The organism is Kocuria sp. CNJ-770 (genome assembly GCF_001942375.1).
Lineage (GTDB): Bacteria > Actinomycetota > Actinomycetes > Actinomycetales > Micrococcaceae > Kocuria > Kocuria oceani.
This window is the reverse complement of the sequence record NZ_MKJW01000100.1, coordinates 28,049-51,606: the sequence shown is the minus strand read 5'-3', so window position 1 is coordinate 51,606 and position 23,558 is coordinate 28,049. Positions and strand designations below refer to the sequence as shown.

The window sequence follows — 23,558 nt, the reverse complement described above, 5'->3', positions numbered from 1 at the left end:
GTGCCGAGGGTCCGCACGGGCCCTCGGCACGGCCGGACCGGTCCGCCGGTCCGGGAACGTCAGCCGCGCGTCACGGCGCTGCTGCCCTCGGTGGGCGCGGTGGGGGGATCCAGCACGGCCACGAGCCGGGCGAGGTCGTGGGCCGCGGTGATGACCAGGCGCCCTTCGTGCCCCGAGGGGTCCGTGATCTCGGAGCTGAGCCGCCCCGCCAGGGAGCGGACCCGCTCGGCGGCCTCCGCCGGGTCCTCCCCCGCGGCCCACGCCCGCACGCCGTCGGCGGAGGACTGCGCCGCCTCGGCGAGCCGGCTGCTGAGGGCCGCGGGGATCACCCAGTCGTGCCCCTTGTGGTCGTAGAGCTCACGCAGTGCGTCCGTGAACCCCCGGAGGTGGAAGACCACGCTCTCGAGCTGGAGCATCGCGGCGTACCCCGGGTCCGTCTGCCGCCCGCGCCGGAGGAGCACGCGGGGGTTGCCCCGGGCGCTCTGCGCGGACTCGTCCACGGCCTCGCGGACCTCGGCCGTGATCCGCACGAGCGAGTGGTTGCGCTCCGCCCAGTCCCGTCCCGCGGTGGTCCCGGGCTCGGCCAGCTCCCCGGCGGCGTCCTCGAGGTAGTCCACGACGACGCCCTGCAGCCGGTCCAGCTGCAGGCGGGCGGTGCGGAAGTCCAGCGGCGGGAAGACCAGCGCGTTGACGAGCAGGCCGATCGCGACCCCCACGGACATCTGGACCAGGAAGCCGGCGGAGAAGCCCTCGGCGTCCTGGCCGCCGACGATCAGCACGAACAGCGCCCCCACGGGCACGTACTCCGCCCCGGCCCCGAGCCGGCGGATCCCGGCCAGCAGCACGCCGATGCCCACCGCCACGGCGACCGTCACCAGGTTCGGGTCGCCGACCAGCAGCACCCCGGCGGCGAGGGCGATGCCCAGGGCGATGCCGGCCACGGTCTGCAGGCCCGCGCGCACCGAGCCGAACACGGTGGGGTACATCGCGGAGATCGCCCCGAGGGGCGCGTAGTACGGGTACTGGTCGATCACCCCCGGCATCCGCTGGGCCACGACCCAGGACAGGGCCACCGCCAGGGACGTCTTGAGGGCGAGCAGGATCCTGGCGCCGCGTATGGTGTGCACCCCGACATCCTACGGACCGGCCGGTAGGATCGAGCCGCCCTCCCGAATTCCCCCGGGAGGCCCGCGAGGAGATCGACCACGAAGGGGCCCTCTTGAGCCGACCGCCGCACCGGCGCCTGCTGCTGGTCCTCGCCGTGGGTCTGGGCGGCGCTTTCGGGACCGGTGCCCGCCACGGGGTCTCGGTGGCGCTGCCGGTGGTGTCCGGCTGGCCGGTGGCCACCCTGGCGGTGAACCTGCTCGGGTCCTTCCTGCTGGGGATGCTCCTGGAGGCCCTCCTGCTGCGCGGCGAGGAGACCCCCCGCAGGCTGCTGCTGCGACTGGGCGCCGGGACCGGTTTCCTGGGCGGGTTCACGACGTTCTCCTCCCTCGCCCTCGAGGTGCAGCGGATGCTCTCGGCCGGGGCGCCCGGCCAGGCGCTGGCCTACGTGGGGCTCTCCCTGGCCGGCGGCTTCGCCGCGTGCCTCGCCGGCGCCCTCCTCGCCGCCCGGGGACGCCGCGCGTGACCGCCCTGCTGATCTGCCTCCTCGGCGGGGTCGGGGCGACGGCCCGGTTCGTCGTCGACGGGGTGCTGCGCCGGCGCGCGGCGACGTCCTTCCCGGTCGGCACGGTGACCGTCAACGTGACGGGGTCCTTCCTCGCCGGGCTGCTCACCGGCGCCGCACTGGCCGGGGCGCTGGGCGGTCCGGCCGTCACCGCGGCCGTCACCGGCTTCTGCGGCGGCTACACCACCTTCTCCACCGCGATGGCCGACACCGTGCGGCTGGCCCGCGACGGGCAGGTGCGGGACGCGGTGCTCAACGCCGTGGGCACCGCAGCGCTCACCGTGCTCGCCGTGCTCGCCGGGCTGGCCGCGGCCGCGCCGCTGTTCTGAGCACCGGGTCGTCCGCCGGCGCGGGGACATCCGTCGCCGGCGCCGCGGTCCGTGCCGCCGAGCGTCGCGGCACCGGTGCACGGGCCGGTCCGCGGCCCCGTCGTTGCCGCCCCGTGCGCGGGCTCAGGCCTCGACGCGCAGCTCGTTGCCCGGGATCGAGGCCAGCAGCCTCCGGGTGTAGGGGTGGCGCGGGTTCGTGAAGATCTCCTCGCTCGGGGCCGCCTCCACGAGCTCGCCGTCCTTCATCACGCACACCTCGTCGGAGATGAGCCGGACCACCGCGAGGTCGTGGGAGATGAACAGGTAGGACAGCCCGAACTCCTCCTGCAGCCGGCCCAGCAGGTCCAGGATCTGCTTCTGCACGAGCACGTCGAGCGCGGACACCGGCTCGTCGCACACGATGAGCTCCGGCTGCAGCGCCAGGGCCCGCGCGATCGCCACGCGCTGGCGCTGGCCGCCCGAGAGCTCGTTGGGGTAGCGGTTGACCGTGGAGGGCGGCAGGGCCACCTCCTCGAGCAGCCACTTCACCCGGTCCCGCCGCTCGCCCCGGTCGCCGCGGCCGTAGGTGGACAGCGGCTCCTCGATGATCCGCCCGATGGTGAACATGGGGTTCAGGGAGGAGTAGGGGTCCTGGAAGATCGGCTGCACGCGCTGCCGGAACCCCGCCAGCTCCTTGCCGCGCAGACCCGTCACGTCCTGGCCGTCGAACCGGATCGAACCGGAGGTGGGCTCGTAGAGCTTCAGCAGCATCCGCGCCGTCGTCGTCTTGCCGGACCCGGACTCCCCCACGATCGCCACGGTCCTGCCCCGGGGCACGGTGAGCGAGACGTCGCGGACCGCCGTGAAGTCGGGCTGTCCCAGCCGCCCCTTGAACACCTTCGTGAGGTCCTCGATCACCACGAGCGGCTCGCGCGCGGATCGGGGGTCGGACGCGGGGGCCGGCCCGGGAGCGGGGGCCGCGGAGACCGCGGCGGGAACGGTCGTCGAGCCCTGCCCCGGGACCGCCGCAGGGCTCCGCTGCGGCTCCGCCGCCGGCCCGCGGCCGTCCCCGCCGCCGGCGGCACGCCGACGCGGGCCGCCGCCACCGAGGGCGCCGCCTGCACGAGCCGGCGCGTGTACTCGTGCTGCGGGTCCTCCAGCACCTGCGCGGACGGACCGGCCTCCACGATGCGGCCCCGGTGCATCACCACGATGTCCTGGGCGCGCTCGGCGGCCAGACCGAGGTCGTGGGTGATGAGCAGCACGGACGTGCCGATCTCCTCGGTCATCCGCTCGATCTGGTCCAGGATGGTCCGCTGCACGGTGACGTCCAGGGCGGAGGTCGGCTCGTCGGCGATGAGCAACCGCGGCCGGCAGGCGAGCCCGATCGCGATGAGGGCGCGCTGGCGCATGCCGCCGGAGAACTCGTGCGGGTACTGGGCGGCGCGGCGCTCGGGCTCGGGCAGGCCGGCGGCCGCCAGGACCGCGACGACGTGCTCGTGCACGTCCTTGCGGGTGGCCAGGCCGTGCACGAGCAGCGTCTCGGCGACCTGCTGCCCCACCGTGGTCACGGGGTTGAGGTTGGACATGGGATCCTGCGGCACCAGGCCGATCTGGCGGCCGCGGACGGCTCGCATCCGGGACTCGTCGAGGCCCACGAGCTCCTGTCCGGCGAACCGCACGGACCCGCCGGTGACCCGGCCGTTGCCGGGCAGCAGGCCGATCACGGACATCGCCGTGGTGGACTTGCCCGAGCCGGACTCCCCGACGATGGCCAGGGTGCGTCCCTGGCGCAGCGTCAGGGACGCCGCGTGGACGGCCTGGACCGGCCCGTTCATCGTCGTGAACGCCACGGCGAGGTCCTCGACCTCGAGCAGGGGGGCGTCGGCCGCCCCGGGGGCGGTATCTGCTGCGGTCATCGCTGGGTGCACCTCACGCGGTTCGGGACTTGGGGTCGAGGGACTCCCGCAGGGACTCTCCCAGCAGGGTGAAGCCCAGGGCGGTGACGGCGATGCACAGCCCGGGCAGGAACGCCAGCTGCGGGGCGATCGCCAGCTCGGCCTGGGCGTAGGTGAGCATCCGGCCCCACTCCGCCGTCTGCGGCACGCCGCCCCCCAGCCCCAGGAAGGACAGGGCGGCCGCGTCGATCACCGCCGTGGCCAGGGTCAGGGTGCCCTGCACGATGACCGGCCCGGTGCTGTTGGGCAGCAGGTGGCTCATGGTGATGGTGCTCCGGGACAGTCCCAGGGTCTGGGCCGCCAGGACGTAGTCCGCCCCCTTCTGGGAGAGCATCGAGGAGCGCAGCAGCCGGGCGAAGATGGGCACCTGCGAGGCGCCGATCGCGATCATCACGGCCCACTGGCTCTGGCCCATGATCGCGGCGATGGACACCGCGAGGAGCAGGTTGGGCACGGAGAGCAGGATGTCGACGAAGCGCATGATGACGCTGTCCACCCAGCCGCCGAAGCCGCCCGCCAGCAGACCGAGCAGCATCCCGCCGGCCAGCCCCAGCGCGGTGGAGACCACGCCGATGACCAGGGAGGCACGGGCGCCCCAGATCAGCTTGGACAGCAGGTCCCCGCCGAAGCGGTCCAGGCCCAGCGGGTAGCCTCGACGTCGCCGGGGCCGGGGATCTCGGTGGGGGTGATCTCGGTGCGCCCGGGCAGCTCCTCGCCGCCGAACGGGGCGAGCCACGGGGCGAGGAGGGCGACGAGCAGGAACACGCCCACGATCACGGCGCCGGCGATGGCCGCGGGGTTGCGGCGCAGCCGCCGGAAGGCGTCCTTCCACAGGCTCGTGCCGGTCTGCTCGGCGGTGCCCGGGACGACCGCGACGGACTCGGGGCCCTCGGTGTGCGCGGGCCCGGAGGGGGCGGGGGGAAGTGTGGCACTCATTGAACACGCACCCGGGGGTCGATGAGGCTGTAGGAGATGTCCACCAGCAGGTTGATCAGGGAGTAGGCCAGGGCGATGAAGATGATGAAGCCCTGCAGGACGGGGTAGTCCAGGTTGAAGATGGCGTCCCGCAGGAACCGGCCGATGCCGTTGAACGCGAAGACGGTCTCGGTCAGCACCGCCCCGGAGATCAGCAGGCCGGTCTGCAGGCCGATGGTCGTGACCACGGGCAGCATGGCGTTGCGCAGGATGTAGCGGCCGCGGATGAGGCTGCGCGTCAGCCCCTTGGCGCGGGCGGTGCGCACGTAGTCGGCGCTCTGCACCTCCAGCACCGAGGCGCGGGTGATGCGCACGATGATCGCCAGCGGGATCGTGCCCAGGGCCACCCCGGGCAGGATCAGGTGCAGGAACGCGTCCCACGCGGCGTCCCACTCCCCGGTGAGCAGACCGTCGAGGACGAAGAAGTTGGTGTAGTGCGTCGCGTCGATGCGCGGGTCCTGCCGCCCGTCCGCGGGGAAGAGCGGCACCTTGATGGCGAGCAGCCACTTGAGGATGAACGCCAGGAAGAAGACGGGCACGGTGATCCCCAGCAGGGACAGCACCACGGATGAGTGGTCGAGGGGCCGGCCGCGGTGGCGGGCGGCCACGTAGCCCAGCGGGACTCCCACGCCCACCGCGAAGACCAGCGCCACGAGGGCGAGCTCCAGGGTGGCCGGGAAGCGGGTGAGGAACTCCTCGACCACGGGCCGGCCGGTCACGATGGAGGCACCGAAGTCCCCCCGGAGGAGCTGGCCCATGTAGACGAAGTACTGCTCGACCAGGGGCCGGTCGAAGCCGTAGACCTCGTTGATGCGGGCCACGGCCTCGGGGGTGGCCTTGTCCCCCAGCAGGGCCGTGGCGGGCCCTCCGGGGAGGGCCCGGACCCAGGCGAAGAGCAGGATCGACAGGCCGAGGAGGGTGGGGATCAGCAGGGCGAGCCGCTTGCCGATGACGCGGAGCATTCCGGTCCTTCCGGGCGGAGAGGGGCAGGGGGAAGACCGTCGGGAGACGGGGCGGCCCGGGGACGGCGCGTGCGCCGCCCCCGGGCCCGGGGCTCACTCGCTGAGCTGGATCCGGTTGAAGACCTCGTCGTTGACCGGGCTCACCGGGTAGGACTCCACGCGGGCGTCGAAGGCGAGCGACGGCGCCGGGTTGGCCAGGGGCACGGCCGGCAGCTTCTGCATGATCTGGTCGTTGATCTCCTCGTAGACCGGGGTCTGCTTCTCGACGCTGGTCAGCTCGCGGGCGTCGGCCAGCGCCTGGAACAGCTCGGGGTCGTCGAAGCCGAACTCGGGCTTCTCCTGGCCGAAGAACACGCCCACGAAGTTGTCGGTGTCGTTGTAGTCACCGGTCCAGCCCAGCAGGTGCAGATCGTGGTCGGAGGTGCCGTTGACCCGGTCCAGGTAGTCCGGGGACCACTTGTCCGGCTGCGGGTTGACGGTGATGCCCACCTCCTCGAGCTGCGCGGTGAGCGTGGTGAACGTCTGCTCCGGGTTGGGCATGTAGGGCCGCGAGACGCCCGTGGGGTAGCTGAAGTCCAGCTCGAGGCCGTCCGCGTAGCCGGCCTCCTCGAGCAGCTGGCGGGCCCTCTCGGGGTCGTACTCGTACTGGGTGACGTCCTCGTTGTAGCCGTTGACGGACTCGGGGATGAACTGCGTGGCCACGGTGGTGCCCTCGGGCAGCGTCTGGGAGACCAGGGCCTCCTTGTCGATCGCGTGGGCGATGGCCTGGCGGACCTGGGGATCCGCCAGCTCCTCCTGGGCCTGGTTGAAGCCGAGGTACAGGATGGTGAACGGGTCGCGGGTGACCACGTTGTAGCCGCCGTCCTGCAGCGCCTGGGTGTCGGCCGGCGCCACGAGGTCGTAGCCGTCCACGCTGCCGGACTCGAGGGCCTGGCGGCGCGCCTGCGGGTCGTCGATGATCCGGAAGATCACGTCGGTGACCTGGCCCTGCTCGCCCCAGTAGTCCTCGTAGGCGGACAGGACCACCTGGTTGCCCACGTCCCAGGACTCGAACCGGAACGGGCCCGTGCCCACGGGGTGGCCCTGCGCGTACTCGGACAGCTCCGGGGACTCCGCGGTGCCGCCGGCGGTGTCCGCGCCGTACTCCTCGAGCGCCGTGGGGGACTGCATGGCGAAGGCCGGCAGGGACAGGGCGGCGATGAAGCCGGCGAACGGCTTGTTCAGCGTGACCTCGGCCTCCTGCTCACCGGTGGCCTCGCAGCCGGCGTAGATGGCCTGCTCCGGGGAGTCCGCGAAGCCCTTGAACAGCGAGCCGTAGTAGTAGGCCATGTTCTCGGACTGCAGCAGGCCCTCGAAGTTGTACCAGCGGTCGAAGTTCGCGCAGACCGCCTCCGCGTCGAACGTCGTGCCGTCGTGGAAGGTGACGCCGTCCTTGAGCTGGAACGTGTAGGTCCGGCCGTCCTCGGACTGCTCCCAGGACTCCGCCAGCAGCGGCTCCGGCTCCGCGGAGCCCTCCTGCACGCCCACGAGCCCCTCGAAGATCTGGCGCGAGACGCGGAAGGACTCGCCGTCCTGGGCGAACGCGGGGTCCAGGGACTTGGGGTCGGACGACGCCGCGAAGACGAACGTGCCGTCGACGTCGCCGGCGGCGGCCTCCCCCGACCCGCCCTCCTCCCGGTCCGAGGCAAGGCAGCCGGTGAGCGCCAGGGAGGCCGCGGCGGCCAGGGACGTGACGGCGAGGGCGCGGCGGGCGCGCCCCGGGCGGAATGGCATGGACATGAACGGACTCCTCGGAAGGGCGAGCGGCAGACCCCGCTCCGGGTCACGGAACAGGGACGTGGTCCCCGGGCTGCCGACAGGTGTGACGGGCACCACACGGTACAAGTGATACCACGAGTAGCAGCCAATTCTTTCCACACGCACATGGCGCGCAGGTTTCCGGGGCCTCACACCTCCGATCCTCCGCCCCCCTCCCACCCATACCGCCAGCAGGCTTGCTAGTCTGCTGGGACACACATCCCGAGCAGGACCGACCCGAGAAAGCAGGTCCCCGTGGCCGACATCAATCCCGAGCAGGCGCGCAACGACCCCGAGAAGGCCCAGGACGCCTTGAACGAGGAGTCCGGCCGCAGCATCGCCGGCGACACCCCTCCCGACGCCGGCGTGGGCGTCGGGCCCGACAACCCCGACCTGGACGTGGACCACCCCGGGACTCCGCGAAGGGCAAGATCGCGATCGCCGCCATCCTGGGCCTGGTGCTGCTGTTCGCCGTGCTGTGGTTCGTGGGTGCCGTCGTGGGCCTGTTCTGAGCCGACGGAACCCGGCGCCCCGGCCGACGGTCCTCGACCGCGGCCCCGCCGCCGAAGCACCTGAGCGGCAGCGCCCGAGGCGCCTCCCGGACCGGCGGCGCGCCGCGGGCCCGGGACGCGCTCACCGCTCGTCGTCCTCGTCGTGCGCCTCGGCCCAGTCCTCCGAGGAGGGCCCCATGAGGGCGAAGCGCTCGCCGTCCGGGCCGGCGGCGAACACCAGCTCTCCGTAGCCGAACTCCTCCGGCTCCCCGAGCAGGCTGCCCCCGGCCCCGATCACCCGCTCGGCGGCGGTGTCGGCGTCGTCGACCTCGAAGCACACCCACCACAGGGGCGGCGCCTCCTGCAGGTGGTCGACGTCCTCGGCCGGCACCCCGATCCCGCCCGCGCTGCGGTCCATCCCCGGCACCGTGAACACCGCGTAGGCCTCGTGCCGGGTCCCGATGTCCTGGTAGTCGTAGCCGAAGACCTCCGCGTAGAACCGTTCGGCGGCCTGCTGGTCCGAGGTCAGGAGGTCGCACCACGCCACGGCGCCGTGCTTGCCGATGATGCTGAAGCCCGTGTGGTCCCGCGGCTGCCACACCCCGAAGGCGGCCCCCGTGGGATCGATCCACACGCCCATGGTGCCGAAGCGGCCCACCTCCATCGGCTCGAAGAGCTGGCGCGCCCCGGCGGCCACGGCGGCCCGGCCGGTCGCCACGATGTCGTCGGAGGCGAGGTAGACCGCCCAGGCGTGGGGGTCGTCCTCCGTCTCCGGCAGCGCCGGGGACAGGCCCGCCACGGGCTCGCCGTCCACCAGGGCGTTGCAGTAGCCCCCGTACGCGGGGTCCGAGGGCGTGAACCTCCAGCCGAGCACGGACGCGTAGAAGTCCATGGAGCGGTCCAGGTCGGAGACCATGATGTCCGCCCAGCACGGCGCCCCCGTGGGCCACCGGTCGATGCGCTCGGCCATGTCTGCGTCCTCTCCTACCGCGCCGGGACAGGGCCCACCGGGCGGGCGTGACGCGGACGGCGCCCGGGGTCCTCCGCCCCCATGGTCGTCCCCCGCGGCCCGGAAGGGAACACCCCCGGTCGCCGGATCCGCGCGCCGCCCCGGGCATTAACATTCCTCCTTTCCCGCCGGGGCCGCGGATCCGTTCCTACACTCGGAGCAGAACAGGAAACCGGCCTGCGGCCGGGCCGGCTGCCGGGGGACGGACGGGCAACCATGCGCGCTTGGTGGATCGAGGAGCCCGGCCCCGTGGCCGGCGGACCGATGCGGTTCGGGCGGTGCCCCGACCCCGCGCCCGGGCCCGGGGAGCTGCTCGTACGGGTCCGGACCTGCGGCGTGTGCCGCACCGACCTGCACCTGGCCGAGGGCGACCTGCCCCTGCACCGGGCCGGGACGATCCCGGGCCACGAGGTCGTCGGCGAGGTCGTGGGCCGGGGCCCCGGGTGCTCCCGGTTCCGGACCGGCGAGCGCGTGGGCGTCGCGTGGCCGCGCAGCACCTGCGGGCGGTGCCGGTTCTGCCGCCGCGGCCAGGAGAACCTCTGCACGGACCCGCGCTTCACCGGGTGGGACCACGACGGCGGCTACGCGGAGCTGACACTCGTCCCCGAGGCCTTCGCCTACCGGCTGCCCGAGCAGTTCGACGACGAGCACGCGGCCCCGCTGCCGTGCGCGGGGATCATCGGCTACCGGGCCCTGCGCCGGGCGCAGCTGCCGCCGGGAGGCCGCCTGGGCATCTACGGGTTCGGGGCGTCCGCGCACCTGGCCGCCCAGGTGGCCCTGCACCAGGGCGCAGAGGTGCACGTGATGACCCGCTCGGAGCAGGCCCGCGGGCTGGCCCGCGAGCTGGGCGCCCACTTCGTCGGAGCGGCCGACGAGCCTCCCCCGGCGCCCCTGGACGCGGCGATCCTCTTCGCCCCCGTGGGCACCCTCGTGCCCCCGGCCCTGCGTGCCCTGGACCGCGGCGGCACCCTCGCCGTCGCCGGGATCCACCTCAGCGACGTCCCGGCCCTCGACTACGCCGCCGAGCTGTTCCAGGAGCGGCAGCTGCGCAGCGTCACCGCCAGCACCCGGCAGGACGGCGAGGAGTTCCTGCGGCTGGCCGCCCGGACGGGGCTGCGTCCCACCACCGTGCCCTACCCGTTGAGCGGCGCGGACCGGGCCCTGGCGGACCTGGCCGCGGACCGGGTCACAGGAGCCGCCGTCCTGCACGTCTGAGCGCCCTTCCCGTGCCGCCCAGCCGGGAGGACCACTGAGAGGAGCCCCGCCATGACCGCCCCGGTCGTCCACGAGCCGGCGCACGGCAGCATCCGCCGGGCCGGCGCGGCGCTCGCGGCGGGTCCCGCCGCGCCCCGAGCCCACCGGACCGGGAGTCCCCGGCCCGGCCACCGCCCGACCAGGGGGTTCCCGTGACCGCGCAGCCCGTCTCCGATCCGCCCGCTCCCGCCGGCCGGCACCCCGGCCCGCGCCCCACCCGGCCCGGGCAGTGGGTGCTGCTGGTGGTGGGCACCCTTCTCACGGCCCTGGGCCTGGCGGCGCTGGTCAGCGGGCTGGTCCTCGCCGCCGCCGCCTCGGCCCAGCAGGGAGGCCGCTACCTCAGCTCGCCCCCGGACCGGCACCAGACCATCACCTACGCCCTGGTCGGACCGCCGGCCGTGCTCGACCTCGGGGAGGCCGAGGTGTCCCCCGTGCCCTTCCTGAACGAGCTGGGCAGCGTGCAGGTCCGGGTCACGGCCGTGGACCCGGGGCAGGAGCTCTTCGTGGGCGTCGCCGCCTCGGAGGACGTCGACCGGTACCTGGACGGCGTGGCCCATGCCCGGATGGGCGCCGGCACGGAGGCCGGGGACGACGCCCCGGACCGGGTCCCCGGCGAGCGGGCGCCCGGCCGGCCCGGGAACCGGACCTTCTGGGCCGACTCGGACCAGGGCCCCGGCACCCGGGAGCTCACCCTGGACCTGCGCTCGGGCAGCTGGACGCTGGTGGTCATGAACGCCGACGCCGCCCGCCCCGTGTGGGCCGACGTGCAGGTCGGGGCGCGCTCGGACCTGCTCGGCCCGCTGGCCGGCGGCCAGCTCATCGGCGGTCTGGTGGGCCTGGCCGCGGGCGTCCCGCTGCTGCTGCTCGGCGCCGCCGGACTCGGCCGGGACATCGGCCCGGTCACCCCGCCGCGCGGCACGGGCCCGGGTGCGGCCCTCGCCGGGTCCCGTCCCGGGACGGGGCACCGGCACCGCCGTATCCGGTGCGCCTGACCGGCCTCCTCGACACGGGGCTGTCCCGGTGGCTGTGGCTGGTGAAGTGGCTGCTGGTGATCCCGCACCTGATCGTGCTGGCCGTGCTGTGGTTCGCCCTCGTGGTCACCACGGTGGCGGCGGGGATCGTCGTCCTGTTCACGGGTCGGTACCCGCCCTCGTGGTTCTCCTTCTGCGCCGGGGTGCTGCGGTGGAGCTGGCGCGTGGGGTTCTACTCGTACGCGGCGCTGGGCACCGACCGGTACCCGCCGTTCACGCCGGCCCGCGCGGACTACCCCGCGGAGCTGGAGGTCGCCTATCCGGAGCGGCTGTCCCGCGGCCTGGTGCTCGTGAAGTGGTGGCTGCTGGCGATCCCGCACCTGCTGGTCCTGGGCGTGCTCACGGGCGGGAGCAGGTGGACCAGCGTCTCGGAGACGGACGGCAGCACGACCACGACCAGCTGGGGGCCGTCCCTGCTCGGTCTGCTCGTGCTCGTCGCCGCTGTGATCCTGCTCTTCACGGGCCGGTACCGCCCCGAGCTGTTCGCCCTCGTGGTGGGCATCAACCGCTGGGTCAACCGGGTGCTGGCCTACGTCCTGCTGATGCGGGACGAGTACCCGCCCTTCCGGCTCGACCAGGGTCCTGCGGAGCCTCCGCCCCGGGAAGCGGCGATGCCCCCGGCGCCCGCGGATCCTCCGGCCCCGGACCGCCGGGGCGACCGGCCGGGCGACTCCCTGGGCGACCAGGACCCGGCGCGCTGATCGGGCTCTTCCGGGCCGGTCCCTCCGGGGCGCCGTTCGAGGGGCTCAGCGGAAGCGGACGTCCTCGATCCGGGCCCGGAAGAACTCCCCCTCGGCCTGCCGGTCGGTCCCCCACCCCCATCCGGCGCGCAGCGCGGTGGGCACCCGCACGCCGTCGAAGGACTTCTCCGCGGACAGCGCGACCCCGAACGGGTGACGGCCGGATCCGGTGCCGTCCGGATCACCCCACCGCTGCATGCGCAGCTCCACGAGCCGGCCCTCCGGGTCGACCCGGACCAGGCACTCCTCGGGCGTTCCGTCCAGGACCCAGGACATGACGGCGGTGCCCGGGACCGTCCCCGCGGACCAGGCGGCGCGCACGCAGGCCGGCGGAACGATGACGCCCTCGCCGGCGAGCCTCCCGGCGGCGCTGCGAGTGATGTCCGGGCCCGCCGCGGACAGCACGGGCACGACCCCCAGCAGCCGCCACCGCAGCTCGCCCCCGTCGGCGCCGTAGCGGTCGAAGCCGGTCACCGGCAGGCCGAGGACCCGGGTGCGGGCGGCCCACACGAAGCCGACCCCCGGTGCCAGGAGCTGGCGCGCGGAGAAGGCGCGCCACCTGCCGCCCAGCCGGATCTCACCGCGCATCCGCAGCTCCGCCATCGACCACGCCGGAGTGCCGGGCGGCACGGCGCGGGCCAGCCAGCGGCACGCGGGCTCGGGCAGGCCGGCGAGCGCCGCGGGAGCCGCGGCGGGCGGCGCCGGGGAGCCCGTGCGCTCCAGCGCAGCCCAGTGCCTCCGGGCGGCGCGCGGCAGCGGCCGGGTCACGGCCGGCTCCGGGGCACCGGGACGTCGGCCGCCGGGAAGTGCAGCAGGGGCACCGGCCGCGGGGCACCGGTCGGCTCCCGGAACGGGACCGCGGCCCCGTGTCCGGGACGGGGGTGAGGCCGGCGAGCAGTTGGGCGCGCACTGCCGCGGGCGGCCAGGTGACGAGGCCGGGCGGGGCCTGCGACGGGGTGGGGCACCGGGTCATTCCCCCACGCTAGACCGGCCACCCGGCCGCGGTCGCGGCGGACGCCCGTGCTCCTCGGTCACACTGGGACACGGAGCCGCAGCGGGGTGGTCGCCGCGACCGGGGCGGCGCTGCCGTCACCGCCCCGGCCGGTGCGCTGGGCCTCGCGGTGGCCTGCGCTCCCTGTGGCACGGCACCAGTGTGTGAAGCCACGCGGGCCGTGCCGGGACGGCGGCGTTGACTGCCGGCGGCTCCCGCTCCACCATGAGGACCGGGGCCGCGCCGCGAGCGGCCGGAGGAGGTCGTCGTGGACGTGGGACGCAGCGCAGCGCGCAACGCGCCGGCGGCCGCACGCATGGCCGGCCACGCCCCGCCCCCGCGTCAGAGGCTGTCCACGGGGACGGGATCCGTCGGCACCCACTGCTCGTCGAGCGCCTGGCCGCGGCGCCGACGTGACAGGAGCGGCCGGCCGAGGGGGACACCGCGTCCCCGACCAACGGGAGGACGACCATGACCCGCACCGGGACGAGCAGGAGCACCAGCCGCAGGAGCGCCCGTGGGTGGAGGACCAGGTGGCAGGACCTCACGGCCGGGCAGCAGACGGCGCTGCTGGCGCTGGCCTCCGTGCAGGTCTCGCTGGCCGCCACCGCCTGGGCGGACCTGGCCCTGCGCCCCGCTGAGGAGGTCGACGGCGGCAAGGGCAAGTGGGCGGCGATCATCGCGATCAACTTCGTCGGGCCCGTCCTGTACTTCCGGTACGGCATCCGGCGCTGACGCGCGGGCGGAACCGCCTCAGGTCAGGAAGGACCGCAGGTTCCGCTCGGCCGCCCGGTAGGTGTCGGCGTCGATGGTCTCCCCGTGGTGGAAGCGGTCGACCACCCGCGGGTCCACGTAGGAGCTGCGGGCCACGGTGGGGGTGTTCCCCAGGTGCTCGGCGACCTCCCGCATGGCCGCGGAGACGGCTTTCTTGCGGGCGCTCTGGCTGGGGCGCGTGTCCGCGCGGGCGGCCAGCGCGAGGGCGGCGCTCACCGTGCCCTGCCACGTGCGGAAGTCCTTGGCGGTGAAGTCCTGTCCGCACCGGTCCCGGACGAAGTCGTTGAGCCGGGCGCTGGTGGTGGTGGCCCACTGCCCGTCCTCGTCCCGGTAGGCCAGGGCGGGCTCGTCCGGATCCCGCTCGAGCATGGGGGCCAGCGCGGCGGCGAGGTCCGCGTCCCGGAGGGTCAGCGACCACTGGTGCCCGCTCTTGCCGGGGAAGTCCAGGTGCACGTCGTCCCCGTCCACCCGCACGTGCCGCACCAGCAGGGTGGTCACTCCGTAGGAGCCGTTGGACTGGGCGTACTCCTCGTTGCCGATCCGCAGGGCCGCGTCGTCCATCAGCCGGAAGGCCGCGGCGCACGCCTTCTCCTCCGTGAGTCCCTCCGCGCGCAGCAGCCGCGTCACCGCCGGCCGGGCCCGGGGCAGGGTGTCGCCGAAGTCCAGGACCCGGTCGAACTTCTCCCGGTCCTTCAGCTCCCGCCACCGGGGGTGGTAGATGTACTGGCGCCGCCCGGCGTCGTCCGTCCCGGTGGCCTGGATGTGGCCGTTGGGCTGCGGGCTGATCCAGACGTTCTTCCAGGCCGGGGGGATCGCCAGGCCCCGGATCCGGTCGAGCTCCTCGGGCGCCTCGACCTTGGTCCCGTCGGCGTGCCGGTACACGTAGCCCCTGCCGTGGCCGCGGCGCGTGATGCCGGGGCGGTGGCAGTTGCTGCGCCGGAGCCGCGGCCGGCGCGGGGTGCGGGGCGCGGGAGGGGTCTGCTGCGTGGCGGTCATCGTGTCCTCTCGGGAAGAGTTCCCGGACCACGCCGGGGACACCAAGTCTACTGATCACCGCGGCTGCGGCGCACTGCGTCCCCCTGGGCCGTCTCCTGGAGCACGACCGCGGCGCGACGGAGCCCCGAAGCACGCCCGCCGAGCGGAAGGACCCGCCGTGCGCGTGCTCGCCGCCTGCCCCACCCGGCACGGCGCCACCGCGAGGAGCCGGCCGGCCGGTCCGGCGGCTGAGCGCCGCGGCGCTCAGGGCTCCGAGCGGGTGTACGCGGCGGCGCGCACGGCGTCGTCGTCCTCGAGCCCGGCGCCGAGGGCCCCGCCCACGGTGGCGAGCGTGGCCGTCAGCCACGCCAGCTTGCCGTACTCGTCCGCCCGGCCGGGCACCGATCACCGCCGCGAAGACGTCGCCGTCCACGAGCAGCAGGGCGCCGAGCCAGGACAGGGCGAAGACCGCGGCGTAGAACACGACCACGCCGATGGCCACGGTCGCGGCCGTGGCCAGGTTGAACAGCGCCACCTGCTCGCGCTCGGCGCGCCGTCGCGGACGCTCCCAGAGCCGGGCGCCCACGATCAGCGCACCGGTCACCGCACCCACCGAGAGCAGGCCCAGCAGCCCCAGGCGCCACGGCCCGTAGGCGGCGGCGAGCAGCCACAGGTCCGAGGCCACCAGGGTCAGCACCCCGGTGGCCGCGGCCAGGGCGAGCAGCCGGGACAGCCGCACCACCAGGGTCCAGGGCCGGTTGGCCCGGATCATCCCCAGCAGCAGGCGCACGTTGCCGCCCAGCACCCGGGCGGTGAACTGCACGGCGTTGTCCTCCGGCCGGTCCTCGAGGTCGTCCGCGCGCTGCCGGGCGCGCCGGACGAGCTCCTCCTGCGCCTCGGCGTCGTCCGCGTCCTCGGCGTCGTGGCCCAGCAGGTGGCCGACCACCCGGACCACGGTCTGCCGGACCTTCTGCCCCACGTGCACCGGTCCGAGGGCCGGGACGGCGACGAGGCCCACGCCGTGCACGGGGCTCAGCTGCGTGAGCACCGGGCTGCGGCCGTCCTTGAGCGGGACGTCCGTGAGGACGACGACGAGGTCCCAGTCCTCGTCGAGCATCCGGTCGCGGGCGGCCTCCAGCAGGTCGAGCCCGTCGGCCGGTGGGACCACCAGCCGGTCCTCGGCCGCGGTCAGGCGCCAGCGCACCCCGGGGTAGCGCTCGTGCAGCGGGGTGAGCAGGGAGCCGGCGAGGTCCCGGGGCAGGACGCCGGCGATCTGGGGCGAGAGGACGAGGCCGACCAGCAGCTCCGGCACGGGTTCGTGGGCGGCAGCGGGGTCGGCGGCGGTGGCGGAACGGTCGTCGGGCACCGCTCAATCCTGGGCCAGGACCCGCGGAATTGCCACTCGCCGACGCCCCGCGGTGCCCTGGCCCACCCGGCGCAGGACGGTGCCCCTTCGACCGAGGGCGCCGCCGGCTCCGGCAACGGGGTGCGGACGGGAGCCGGTGGCCGCCGGGTGCGGTTCAGGCGGCCAGCGCGGGAAGGGGCGCGGAGTCCGGGAGCGGTCGGACCGGCAGCTCCCCCAGCGGATGGGTGCGGGGCTCGGTGGGGACGCTGATGCGCACGGCCCCGAGGCCGGGCGAGGCCCCCTCGTGGTCGACGGCCGCGCGCAGCTGCGTCGCCGCGGCGGGCTGCAGGTGCCGGACGGAGTCCAGGTCGACGTGCACGGCGGCGCCGAGCGTGCGGGCGCGGCCGATCACGGGGTGGAGCACGTGCTGGTTGGCCTCCGTGAGGCATCCCGTGACGAGGACGCGGACGTGGGTGGCGTCGAGGTCCACCTGGACCAGGACGGACATGGTGTGTTTCATGATGAGAACTTTCGAGAATCGGGGGCGGCGACCGTGCTGGTCGCCGGTGAGGAACGGACGGGCCGGCGCCGCCGGTCGGTCCGAGGAGCCGACCGGGCGGGCCGTGCGGCCGGCCGGGTGCAGGACGCAGCGGGTTGCCGGACGCTGCGGAGCACAGGGCGCTGCCGGGGGCAGGGCACCTCCGGGGGTGCCGTGGCAGTGCTGGAGCGCGGGCACCGCACCACCGGGGGCGGTGCCACGGGCGGGCGTCCCGGACGCGGGACCGCGCCCCGGAAGCGCACGGTGTGCCCGATGACGGGTCCGGCCCCGTGCCGTGCCCGGGCGCCGGAGAGCTCAGGAGATCACTGCGGCCCCGGGTGAGGACGGCGACGTCCGCGGCCTGGGTGCTGTGCTGGGTGTCGAGCTCCGTGGGCCGGTGCCGCTCGAGTGAGCGGCACCGTCGGAGCCGGTCGCCGGGACGGGCCCGACCCCGCCCGTCGAGCGGTCCACGGGGTGCTGCGGCCGACGCCCTCGGCGGCGCCGGACCGCTGCGCCCTGCCGCTCGTCGGGTGCGGCCCGTCGTCCGGGACCACGGCGCGTCCCCCGTGTCCGGGGCACTCGGGCGCTGCGCTGCGTGCCGTGGACGTCGTCCGGAAGACCTGCTGCGCCCGGAGGGGCGGACAGCCGGACCGGCGAGAACGCGAAATGCGACAACCGATGAAGCATACACGCTCCGGCCGGGACGCGCACGGACCGGCGGCGCCTGCGGCCGGGGCATGGGGACCCGCGGACCGCATCCGCCCCGAGTCGCCGTCGGGCACCCACGGGCGGCCGGCGCCGGGATGGTCAATACCGGAGGTCTCGCCTACGGTGGGAGCAGGTCGAGCACACGGCCTTTCCCCGTGACGGCTGCACACCAGGAGATCCCGGACCGCCGTCCCTGCGCCCTCGTCCCGCGCGCCCCGCCCGGTGCCCCTCCGCATGGCCCGTCCTTCCCCGATGAACGGGCCGCCGGACCGGGCACCGCCGCTTTCCCCGCACTGCGACCCGCACCGTGACCACCACCGTGACCATTACCGCGTCCCCTCGGGTGCGGCCCCTGCTCCACACATCTGCACCGCACTTCCCGCGAAGGACATCACCATGAGCGCACCCACCGTGACCCAGCACAGCCACAGCCCCGCCCCGTCCCCGCAGGGCCGGCCCTGCTCCTGCCTGGGGCCGGACGAGACCTTCCCGGCCGCCCTGGCCGCCCTGAGCATGGGCGAGCTGCAGGTGCTGCACTCCAGGATCTGCCGCCAGCTCGACCGGGAGTACCTGACCGGACCGGAGGGCCCCCACCCCTGCACCACCGACCGGCTCCAGGAGGTCGTGCACGAGCTCGACGCCCGCGACGCGGCCTGAGCCCCTCGTTCCGTCCGCCCCGCAGGGACGGGGCGGACGGAACGGCCGGGTCAGCGGACGGGCACCCGGGCCGCCACCGGGTTCTCCAGCGTCCCGGCGTACTGCAGGGACGCGGCCTGGTCCGTGAGGTCGACCATCTGCAGGGTGTTGAGCAGCTGCAGCCGGTTGAGGCAGGAGTGCTCGAAGCGGGGCGCGAAGAGCGGCACCCGCGCCGCACCGGCCGGATCGGCCTCGGCCACCTCGTGCAGGCACCGCGCCGCCAGGTCCCAGAACGCGCCGGCCGCCAGCAGCCCGTCGGCCTCGAGCAGGCCCGCCAGGTGGCGCAGCACGCCGTCGAACACGTCGGTGTGCACGGACAGGGCCGCGGTCGCGGGGTCCACGACGTGCCGGATCCGGTCGAGGCCCTCCGGCAGGGGACGGTCGGTGACGACGGCGACCTCCTCGCCGATGTCCTTCATGATCGCCCGCCGCGGGACGTGCTCGTGCAGCACGAGGACCACGTTCTCGCCGTGGGGCATGAACACGAGGTCGTGGGCGAGCAGGCACCGGGCGACCGGGGCGAGGTAGGCGTCCAGCAGCCGCCGGACCCACTCCTCGGCGCTCAGCCCGGAGGCCCGCACGTGCACGGAGACGAGCGGGGTGCCCAGGGCGTCCACGTGCAGCAGGGAGGCGAGGGTCGCCAGCCGCTCCCCCGGTCCGGTGCGCGCCACGGGGCTCTCCCGCCACAGCGCCGCGAGCATCTTGGTGTGCGGGCCCTCCTCCCCGTGGCCCGAGGCGGCCGCGCGGTGGTAGGCGTCCCCGGTGTAGCCGATCGCCGCGACCTCGCGCAGGACCGAGAACCCGGTGCGGGCCAGCACCGGGTCGGCGGCCACGAGGTCGGCCACCCAGTCGTTGATCGCGGGGGTGTCGCGCATGTACCGGGGGGAGAGCCCGCGCAGGAAGCCCATGTTCTGCACGGCCAGGGCCGTCTTCACGTAGTGCCGCTCGGGGCGGGTCGAGTTGAAGAAGGTGCGCACGGACTGCTGGGCGCGGTGCGCGTCCCCGCCCTCCCCCAGCAGCACGAGGTCCCGGCGGGCGAGGTCGGGGGCGAAGGTCACGGTGACGCGGTGCTCCCACTGGTGGGGGTGCACCGGCAGGAAGCGGTAGTCCCGTGGGTCCAGGCCCAGCCCGGTCAGCCGGGCCCGGAAGCGTGCGCGGGTCCCGGGGTCCAGCTCCGCGGCGTACAGGGCGTCCTCGTCGAGGCCGCGCCCGGTGTCGAGGCGGCTGAGCGGGCGGCGCGTGGCCACCCACACGAGGTGCACGGGCCGGGCCGCCTCGGGGGCGTACCGGTCGTGCTCGGTGACGCCCAGACCGATCCGCCCGTTGTTGGCCACGAAGCCGGGGTGCCCCTCGGTCATGGCGGCCTCGACCTCCTGGAAGCCGGCGTCCGCCAGCGCCGGTGCCGGGCGGGTGCGGTGCACCAGCTTGTAGGCCGCGGAGGCGAGGGTGCTCGCGATCTCCTCGAGGTAGGTGGCCAGCAGGTGCGCGGGGATGCCCAGCTGCGGGGCGAGCTCGGTGACCAGGGCCTGGGCGTCGGGCTCGGCGGCGGCGCCGGCCACCGTGCGGCGCAGCGAGCCCTCGTCGAGCACCCAGTGCTCCAGCGGGGTGCGCCGCGCCCGGAACCGGTAGCGGGCGGCCCCGGCCCGGACCTCGAAGGCGTCCTCGCCGACCGGCTCGGGGTGCACCAGCCGCTCGTGGGCGAACTCGGCCAGGGCCTTGCAGCACAGGTGGCGGTGGGCGACGCGCATCGGGTGCAGGCCCAGGTGGCCGGCCCCGCCGGCCTCGGCGGGGCCGGCGGGGCCGGCGGCGGCCGGGACCGGGCGGGCGGACCCCGCCAGCTCCGAGGCCTCGAACTGCTCCCGGGTGCAGGTGCTGAGCAGCGCCGTCTTCTCCGGCAGCGGCAGGGGCCCGTGGACCTCGAAGCCCGCCCGGGCGTTGAGCCGGTGCACGGCCTCGTTGCGGACGTCGGGCTCGACGACGACGCGCCGGGTCCCGGGCCGCTCGAACAGCCCGCGCAGCGTGGCGGCCATCAGGGCGGCGCTCGTGCCGGGCACCGGGGTCCGGGCCGGGGCGAGGAGCAGGTGCATCCCCACGTCGCCGGCGCGGTGGGCGTAGCGGCCGGCGAGGAGCACCTCGGCGGGGTCGTAGGTCTCCACGACGCCCAGCGGGACCTCGTCGAGGCGGGCCAGCCGGGCCTCGCAGCGGGGGTGGGCCGCGACGGCCTCGAAGGCGCCCCGGACGGTGGCGGGGTCGGCGTCGAGCAGGCCCCAGAAGCGGGACCGGGGGTGGGTCAGCCACGCGTGGAGGAGCTCCACGGTGGGTCCGTCCAGCACCAGCGGCTCGAGGGTGAGGACGCCGCCGGGGGTGGCGAAGCGCTCGACGGGGGCGGGGTGCGGGGTGCTCATGCGGTCTCCTGGGGAATGCCGAAGGTCTGGAAGGCGATGGCGGGCTCGACCGGATAGACCTCCCGGCCCGTCACGGCCCGGAGGATCACACTGTTGCGGTAGGCGCCCATGCCGAGGTCGGGGGCGGTCAGGCCGTGGGTGTGCACCTCGGCGTTCTGCACCCAGATCCGGCTCCGCTCCCGGTCGATCGCGTAGTCGCGGGAGACGTCGTAGCGCCCGGCGGCGTCCCAGGCGATCTCCTCGCGCACCGGGTCCAGGAAGGCCGGGACCTCGGGGCGGTAGCCGGTGGCGAGCACCAGGCGCCGGTGGTGTACCGCCAGCAGCGCTCGAGCTCCTCGTCGCGCAACGCCAGCTCCACCGTCCCGGCCGCGGCGTCCCACCGGGCGCCCGTCAGGGAGGTGTTCGTGGTGAGCAGCCCTGCCGGGTGCCCGTGCACCGAGCGGCGGTAGAGCAGCTCGTGGATTCCGTTGACGAGGTCCGCGCTGATGCCCTTGTAGAGCGTCGTGTGCTCGCGGTTGAGCCGGTCCCGCCGGTGCCGGTCGAGGCCGTGGAAGTGGTCGACGTACTCGGGGGAGGTCATCTCGAGGGTGAGCTTGGTGTACTCCATGGGGAAGAACCGTGGGGAGCGGGTGATCCAGTCGACCCGGGGACCGTCCGCCCCGGCGCGCTCGAGCAGGTCCCGGTAGACCTCCGCGGCGGACTGGCCGCTGCCGAGCACGGTCACGCTCTCCCGCCCCAGCAGCTCCTCGCGCCGGGGCAGGTAGTCGCTGGTGTGCAGGACGGGTCCGGCCCCGGGCTCGACACCGGCGGGCACCCACGGCACGGTGCCCACGCCGAGGACCAGGCGCCGGGTCCGCCACTGCTCCGTCCCGGTCCGGGTGCGGGCGGTGACCGTGTAGGCGTCCGCGGCGGCGTCGCGCTCGACGGCGACGACCTCGCGGCCCCAGTGCAGGCTCTCCAGCCGCTCGCTCGCCCACCGGCAGTAGGCGCTGTACTCGGCGCGCAGCGGGTTGAAGTCCTCGCGGATGTAGAAGGGGTAGAGCCGCCCGGTCCGCTTGAGGTAGTTGAGGAACGACCAGGGGGAGGTCGGGTCGGCCAGCGTGACCAGGTCGGCGAGGAACGGGACCTGGATGGTGGCGTCCTCGAGCATCAGTCCGGGGTGCCAGTCGAAGCCCTCGCGGGCGTCGAGGAACACCGCGTCGAGGTCCTCCAGGGGCGCGGCGAGGCAGGCCAGGCCCAGGTTGAAGGGGCCGATCCCGATGCCGAGCAGGTCGTGCACGCGCCCGGTCGCGGCGGCCATCAGCGCGCCCCCGCCGCGGCGGGCAGCGGCGCGGCGTCCCGCGCGGCGGCGCGGACCAGGTCCAGCACCCGCTCGACGTCCGCGGCGGTGGTCACCGGGTTGAGGAAGGTGAACTTCAGGCAGCGGCGGCCGCCGACGACGGTCGAGGCCACGACCGCGCGCCCCGAGTCGAACAGCGCGGCCCGGACCGGCTCGACGAGACGCTCCGCGTCGTCGTCGTCGGTGCCCGGGGGCCGGTGCCGGAACAGGACGGTGGAGAGCACCGGCCGGGCCACGAGCTCCATGTCGGGGGCGTCCGCCACGATCCGGCCGGCCTCCTGCGCGAGGTCCAGGACCCGGTCCAGGGCCCGGCCGAGCTCCGGGGCCCCGACGGTGCGCAGGGTCATCCACAGCTTGAGCGCGTCGAAGCGCCGGGTGGTCTGCAGGGACTTGTCCACCAGGTTGGGCCGCACCGCGTGGCGGGGGTTGAGGTACTCGGCGCTCCAGGTCGAGAAGCGCAGGTCCCGTCCCCGGGCCAGCAGCAGCGCGGAGGCGGCCACCGGCTGGAACCAGGACTTGTGGAAGTCCACGGTCACGGAGTCGGCCCGCTCGATCCCCTCCAGCAGGTGCCGCCGGGTGGGCGAGACGAGCAGGCCCCCGCCGTAGGCGGCGTCCACGTGCAGCCACACCTCGTGCGCCCGGCACAGGTCCGCGACCGCCGGCAGCGGGTCGATCACGCCGAGGTCCGTGCTCCCGGCGGTGGCCACCACGGCGGCGACCTCGTCGCCGGACGCGGCGACCTCGTGCAGGGCCCGTTCGAGGGCGGCCGGGTCCAGCGCCCCGTCCCGGCCGGCGGGCACGGGGACGACCGCGTCCGCGGGCAGCCCGAGCAGGTGGGCGGCCCGGTCCACGCTGAAGTGCGCGTGCTCGCCCGCCACGATCCGCAGCCGCCCGAGGCGCTCCTGCCGCGGGGCCGGGTGCGGGCGGGACAGCCGCTGCTCGCGGGCGGTGAAGAGGGCCTGGAGGTTGGACTGGGTGCCCCCGGTGGTGAACACCCCGTCCGGCTCCCCCGCCGCGGGGAAGCCGATCCGGGCGGTGGTCCAGTCCACGAGCCGCTGCTCCACCAGCGTCGCGGTGGTGGACTGGTCCCACGTCTCGACCGCGGTGTTCACGGCCGCGGTGAGGGCCTCGGCGGCCACGGCGGGGATGGCCACCGGGCAGTTGAGGTGGGCCATGTAGCCGGGGTCGTGGAAGTGCACCGCGTGGTCGAGGTAGAGCCGGCGCGTCTCCTCCAGCGCGGCGGCGACGTCCCCGAGGGGGCGGTCGAGGTCGACGCGCGCGACGAGGTCCTCGAGCTCGGCGGGCGTGGCGGCGGAGCGGGGGCGCTCCGTGCCGGCCAGGTGGACGGCCACCGCGTCGACGGCGCCGTGCAGGGCACCGGCGTACTGGGCCGGGGTGCGACGGGTGAACAGGAAGTCGTTCATGGGCTCCTCGCAAGGGGGATCGATGGGGCCGGGGGCTCGCCTCGGAGTGAGGCAAGGCTTACCTAACCACATCGGCGCAGCGATTACATCATGCCCGTGTTGCGTATTCGCAGTTCTCCACCCTAGGGTGATCCGTGTCCGGTGGTTAGGCAAACCTTCCCTAACCGCA

General features: G+C 74.9%; 20 protein-coding genes and 2 pseudogenes. 8 read left to right on the top strand and 14 right to left on the bottom strand.

What is annotated here, in order from left to right; genetic code table 11:
* Positions 1–59: 59 nt before the first annotated feature.
* Positions 60–1,127, bottom strand: a complete 1,068-nt coding sequence (locus BJF77_RS10935) for an aromatic acid exporter family protein (protein WP_075872182.1) — start codon at positions 1,125–1,127, stop codon at positions 60–62.
* Positions 1,128–1,219: 92 nt separating this feature from the next.
* On the opposite strand from BJF77_RS10935, the gene BJF77_RS10930 reads away from it, so the two are divergent.
* Both BJF77_RS10930 and BJF77_RS10925 read left to right on the top strand, forming a co-directional pair.
* Positions 1,220–1,630 carry a CrcB family protein gene (locus BJF77_RS10930; protein WP_075872181.1) on the top strand — a complete coding sequence of 137 codons (411 nt, stop codon included), beginning with the start codon at positions 1,220–1,222 and terminating at the stop codon, positions 1,628–1,630.
* A complete protein-coding gene (locus BJF77_RS10925; RefSeq protein WP_047801581.1) occupies positions 1,627–1,998 on the top strand; it encodes a CrcB family protein in 372 nt (123 codons plus the stop codon). Before BJF77_RS10930 ends, BJF77_RS10925 begins: the two co-directional genes overlap by 4 nt.
* 123 nt (positions 1,999–2,121) lie before the next feature.
* On the opposite strand, the pseudogene BJF77_RS21780 reads toward BJF77_RS10925, so the two are convergent.
* The 4 genes and pseudogenes from BJF77_RS21780 to BJF77_RS10905 all read right to left on the bottom strand — a co-directional run bounded on the left by BJF77_RS21780 (position 2,122) and on the right by BJF77_RS10905 (position 7,651).
* Positions 2,122–3,896 (bottom strand): annotated as a pseudogene (locus BJF77_RS21780) (dipeptide ABC transporter ATP-binding protein).
* A 13-nt stretch (positions 3,897–3,909) separates the two neighbouring features.
* Positions 3,910–4,871 (bottom strand): annotated as a pseudogene (locus BJF77_RS10915) (ABC transporter permease).
* A complete protein-coding gene (locus BJF77_RS10910; protein ID WP_075872180.1) occupies positions 4,868–5,872 on the bottom strand; it encodes an ABC transporter permease in 1,005 nt (334 codons plus the stop codon). Before BJF77_RS10910 ends, BJF77_RS10915 begins: the two are co-directional and overlap by 4 nt.
* Positions 5,873–5,965: 93 nt before the next feature.
* A complete protein-coding gene (locus BJF77_RS10905) occupies positions 5,966–7,651 on the bottom strand; it encodes an ABC transporter substrate-binding protein (protein WP_139318535.1) in 1,686 nt (561 codons plus the stop codon).
* Between the two features lie 273 nt (positions 7,652–7,924).
* Here BJF77_RS10905 and BJF77_RS10900 point away from each other — a divergent pair, with 273 nt between their 5' ends.
* Complete coding sequence (locus BJF77_RS10900; RefSeq protein ID WP_255396225.1) at positions 7,925–8,245, top strand: hypothetical protein; 321 nt, start codon at positions 7,925–7,927, stop codon at positions 8,243–8,245.
* 57 nt (positions 8,246–8,302) lie between these two features.
* Here the strand turns inward: BJF77_RS10900 and BJF77_RS10895 are convergent, their stop codons facing one another.
* Positions 8,303–9,130 (bottom strand): VOC family protein, encoded by an 828-nt coding sequence (locus tag BJF77_RS10895; protein WP_075872179.1) that lies wholly within the window; start codon positions 9,128–9,130, stop codon positions 8,303–8,305.
* Between the two features lie 255 nt (positions 9,131–9,385).
* On the opposite strand from BJF77_RS10895, the gene BJF77_RS10890 reads away from it, so the two are divergent.
* From BJF77_RS10890 to BJF77_RS21770, 3 genes are all read left to right on the top strand, one after another.
* Positions 9,386–10,384, top strand: coding sequence for a zinc-dependent alcohol dehydrogenase family protein (locus BJF77_RS10890; RefSeq protein WP_075872178.1), 999 nt, complete (start codon positions 9,386–9,388; stop codon positions 10,382–10,384).
* A 191-nt stretch (positions 10,385–10,575) separates the two neighbouring features.
* Entirely contained in the window at positions 10,576–11,415 is an 840-nt protein-coding gene (locus BJF77_RS21775) for a hypothetical protein (RefSeq protein ID WP_075872177.1), read from the top strand.
* Positions 11,406–12,155 (top strand): DUF4389 domain-containing protein, encoded by a 750-nt coding sequence (locus BJF77_RS21770; protein WP_075872176.1) that lies wholly within the window; start codon positions 11,406–11,408, stop codon positions 12,153–12,155. Before BJF77_RS21775 ends, BJF77_RS21770 begins: the two co-directional genes overlap by 10 nt.
* Positions 12,156–12,200: 45 nt before the next feature.
* Here BJF77_RS21770 and BJF77_RS10875 read toward each other — a convergent pair whose 3' ends face one another.
* Positions 12,201–12,962 (bottom strand): DUF6544 family protein, encoded by a 762-nt coding sequence (locus tag BJF77_RS10875; protein WP_083665105.1) that lies wholly within the window; start codon positions 12,960–12,962, stop codon positions 12,201–12,203.
* Between the two features lie 694 nt (positions 12,963–13,656).
* Between BJF77_RS10875 and BJF77_RS10870 the strand changes: the two genes are divergently transcribed.
* The gene (locus BJF77_RS10870; protein WP_075872175.1) at positions 13,657–13,920 is read left to right on the top strand and encodes a hypothetical protein; all 264 of its coding nucleotides are present in this window, start codon (positions 13,657–13,659) and stop codon (positions 13,918–13,920) included.
* 18 nt (positions 13,921–13,938) lie between these two features.
* Here the strand turns inward: BJF77_RS10870 and BJF77_RS10865 are convergent, their stop codons facing one another.
* The 3 genes from BJF77_RS10865 to BJF77_RS10855 form a co-directional block, all read right to left on the bottom strand.
* Entirely contained in the window at positions 13,939–14,955 is a 1,017-nt protein-coding gene (locus BJF77_RS10865) for a DNA topoisomerase IB (RefSeq protein WP_047801572.1), read from the bottom strand.
* Positions 14,956–15,198: 243 nt separating this feature from the next.
* Complete coding sequence (locus tag BJF77_RS21765; RefSeq protein WP_255396224.1) at positions 15,199–15,336, bottom strand: hypothetical protein; 138 nt, start codon at positions 15,334–15,336, stop codon at positions 15,199–15,201.
* 1,118 nt (positions 15,337–16,454) lie between these two features.
* Complete coding sequence (locus BJF77_RS10855; RefSeq protein WP_139318534.1) at positions 16,455–16,799, bottom strand: hypothetical protein; 345 nt, start codon at positions 16,797–16,799, stop codon at positions 16,455–16,457.
* Between the two features lie 1,122 nt (positions 16,800–17,921).
* Here BJF77_RS10855 and BJF77_RS10850 point away from each other — a divergent pair.
* Positions 17,922–18,182 (top strand): hypothetical protein, encoded by a 261-nt coding sequence (locus BJF77_RS10850; RefSeq protein ID WP_047801569.1) that lies wholly within the window; start codon positions 17,922–17,924, stop codon positions 18,180–18,182.
* Between the two features lie 50 nt (positions 18,183–18,232).
* Here the strand turns inward: BJF77_RS10850 and BJF77_RS10845 are convergent, their stop codons facing one another.
* The 4 genes from BJF77_RS10845 to BJF77_RS10835 are packed head-to-tail and all read right to left on the bottom strand — an operon-like array spanning position 18,233 to position 23,389.
* Positions 18,233–20,626: a GNAT family N-acetyltransferase gene (locus BJF77_RS10845; RefSeq protein WP_075872173.1), complete on the bottom strand. Its 2,394-nt coding sequence runs from the start codon at positions 20,624–20,626 to the stop codon at positions 18,233–18,235.
* Complete coding sequence (locus tag BJF77_RS22655; protein WP_369821392.1) at positions 20,623–20,772, bottom strand: hypothetical protein; 150 nt, start codon at positions 20,770–20,772, stop codon at positions 20,623–20,625. Before BJF77_RS22655 ends, BJF77_RS10845 begins: the two co-directional genes overlap by 4 nt.
* Positions 20,754–21,926 carry a lysine N(6)-hydroxylase/L-ornithine N(5)-oxygenase family protein gene (locus BJF77_RS10840; RefSeq protein WP_369821391.1) on the bottom strand — a complete coding sequence of 391 codons (1,173 nt, stop codon included), beginning with the start codon at positions 21,924–21,926 and terminating at the stop codon, positions 20,754–20,756. Before BJF77_RS10840 ends, BJF77_RS22655 begins: the two co-directional genes overlap by 19 nt.
* Positions 21,926–23,389: a pyridoxal-dependent decarboxylase gene (locus BJF77_RS10835; RefSeq protein WP_075872172.1), complete on the bottom strand. Its 1,464-nt coding sequence runs from the start codon at positions 23,387–23,389 to the stop codon at positions 21,926–21,928. Before BJF77_RS10835 ends, BJF77_RS10840 begins: the two co-directional genes overlap by 1 nt.
* Positions 23,390–23,558: the final 169 nt, after the last annotated feature.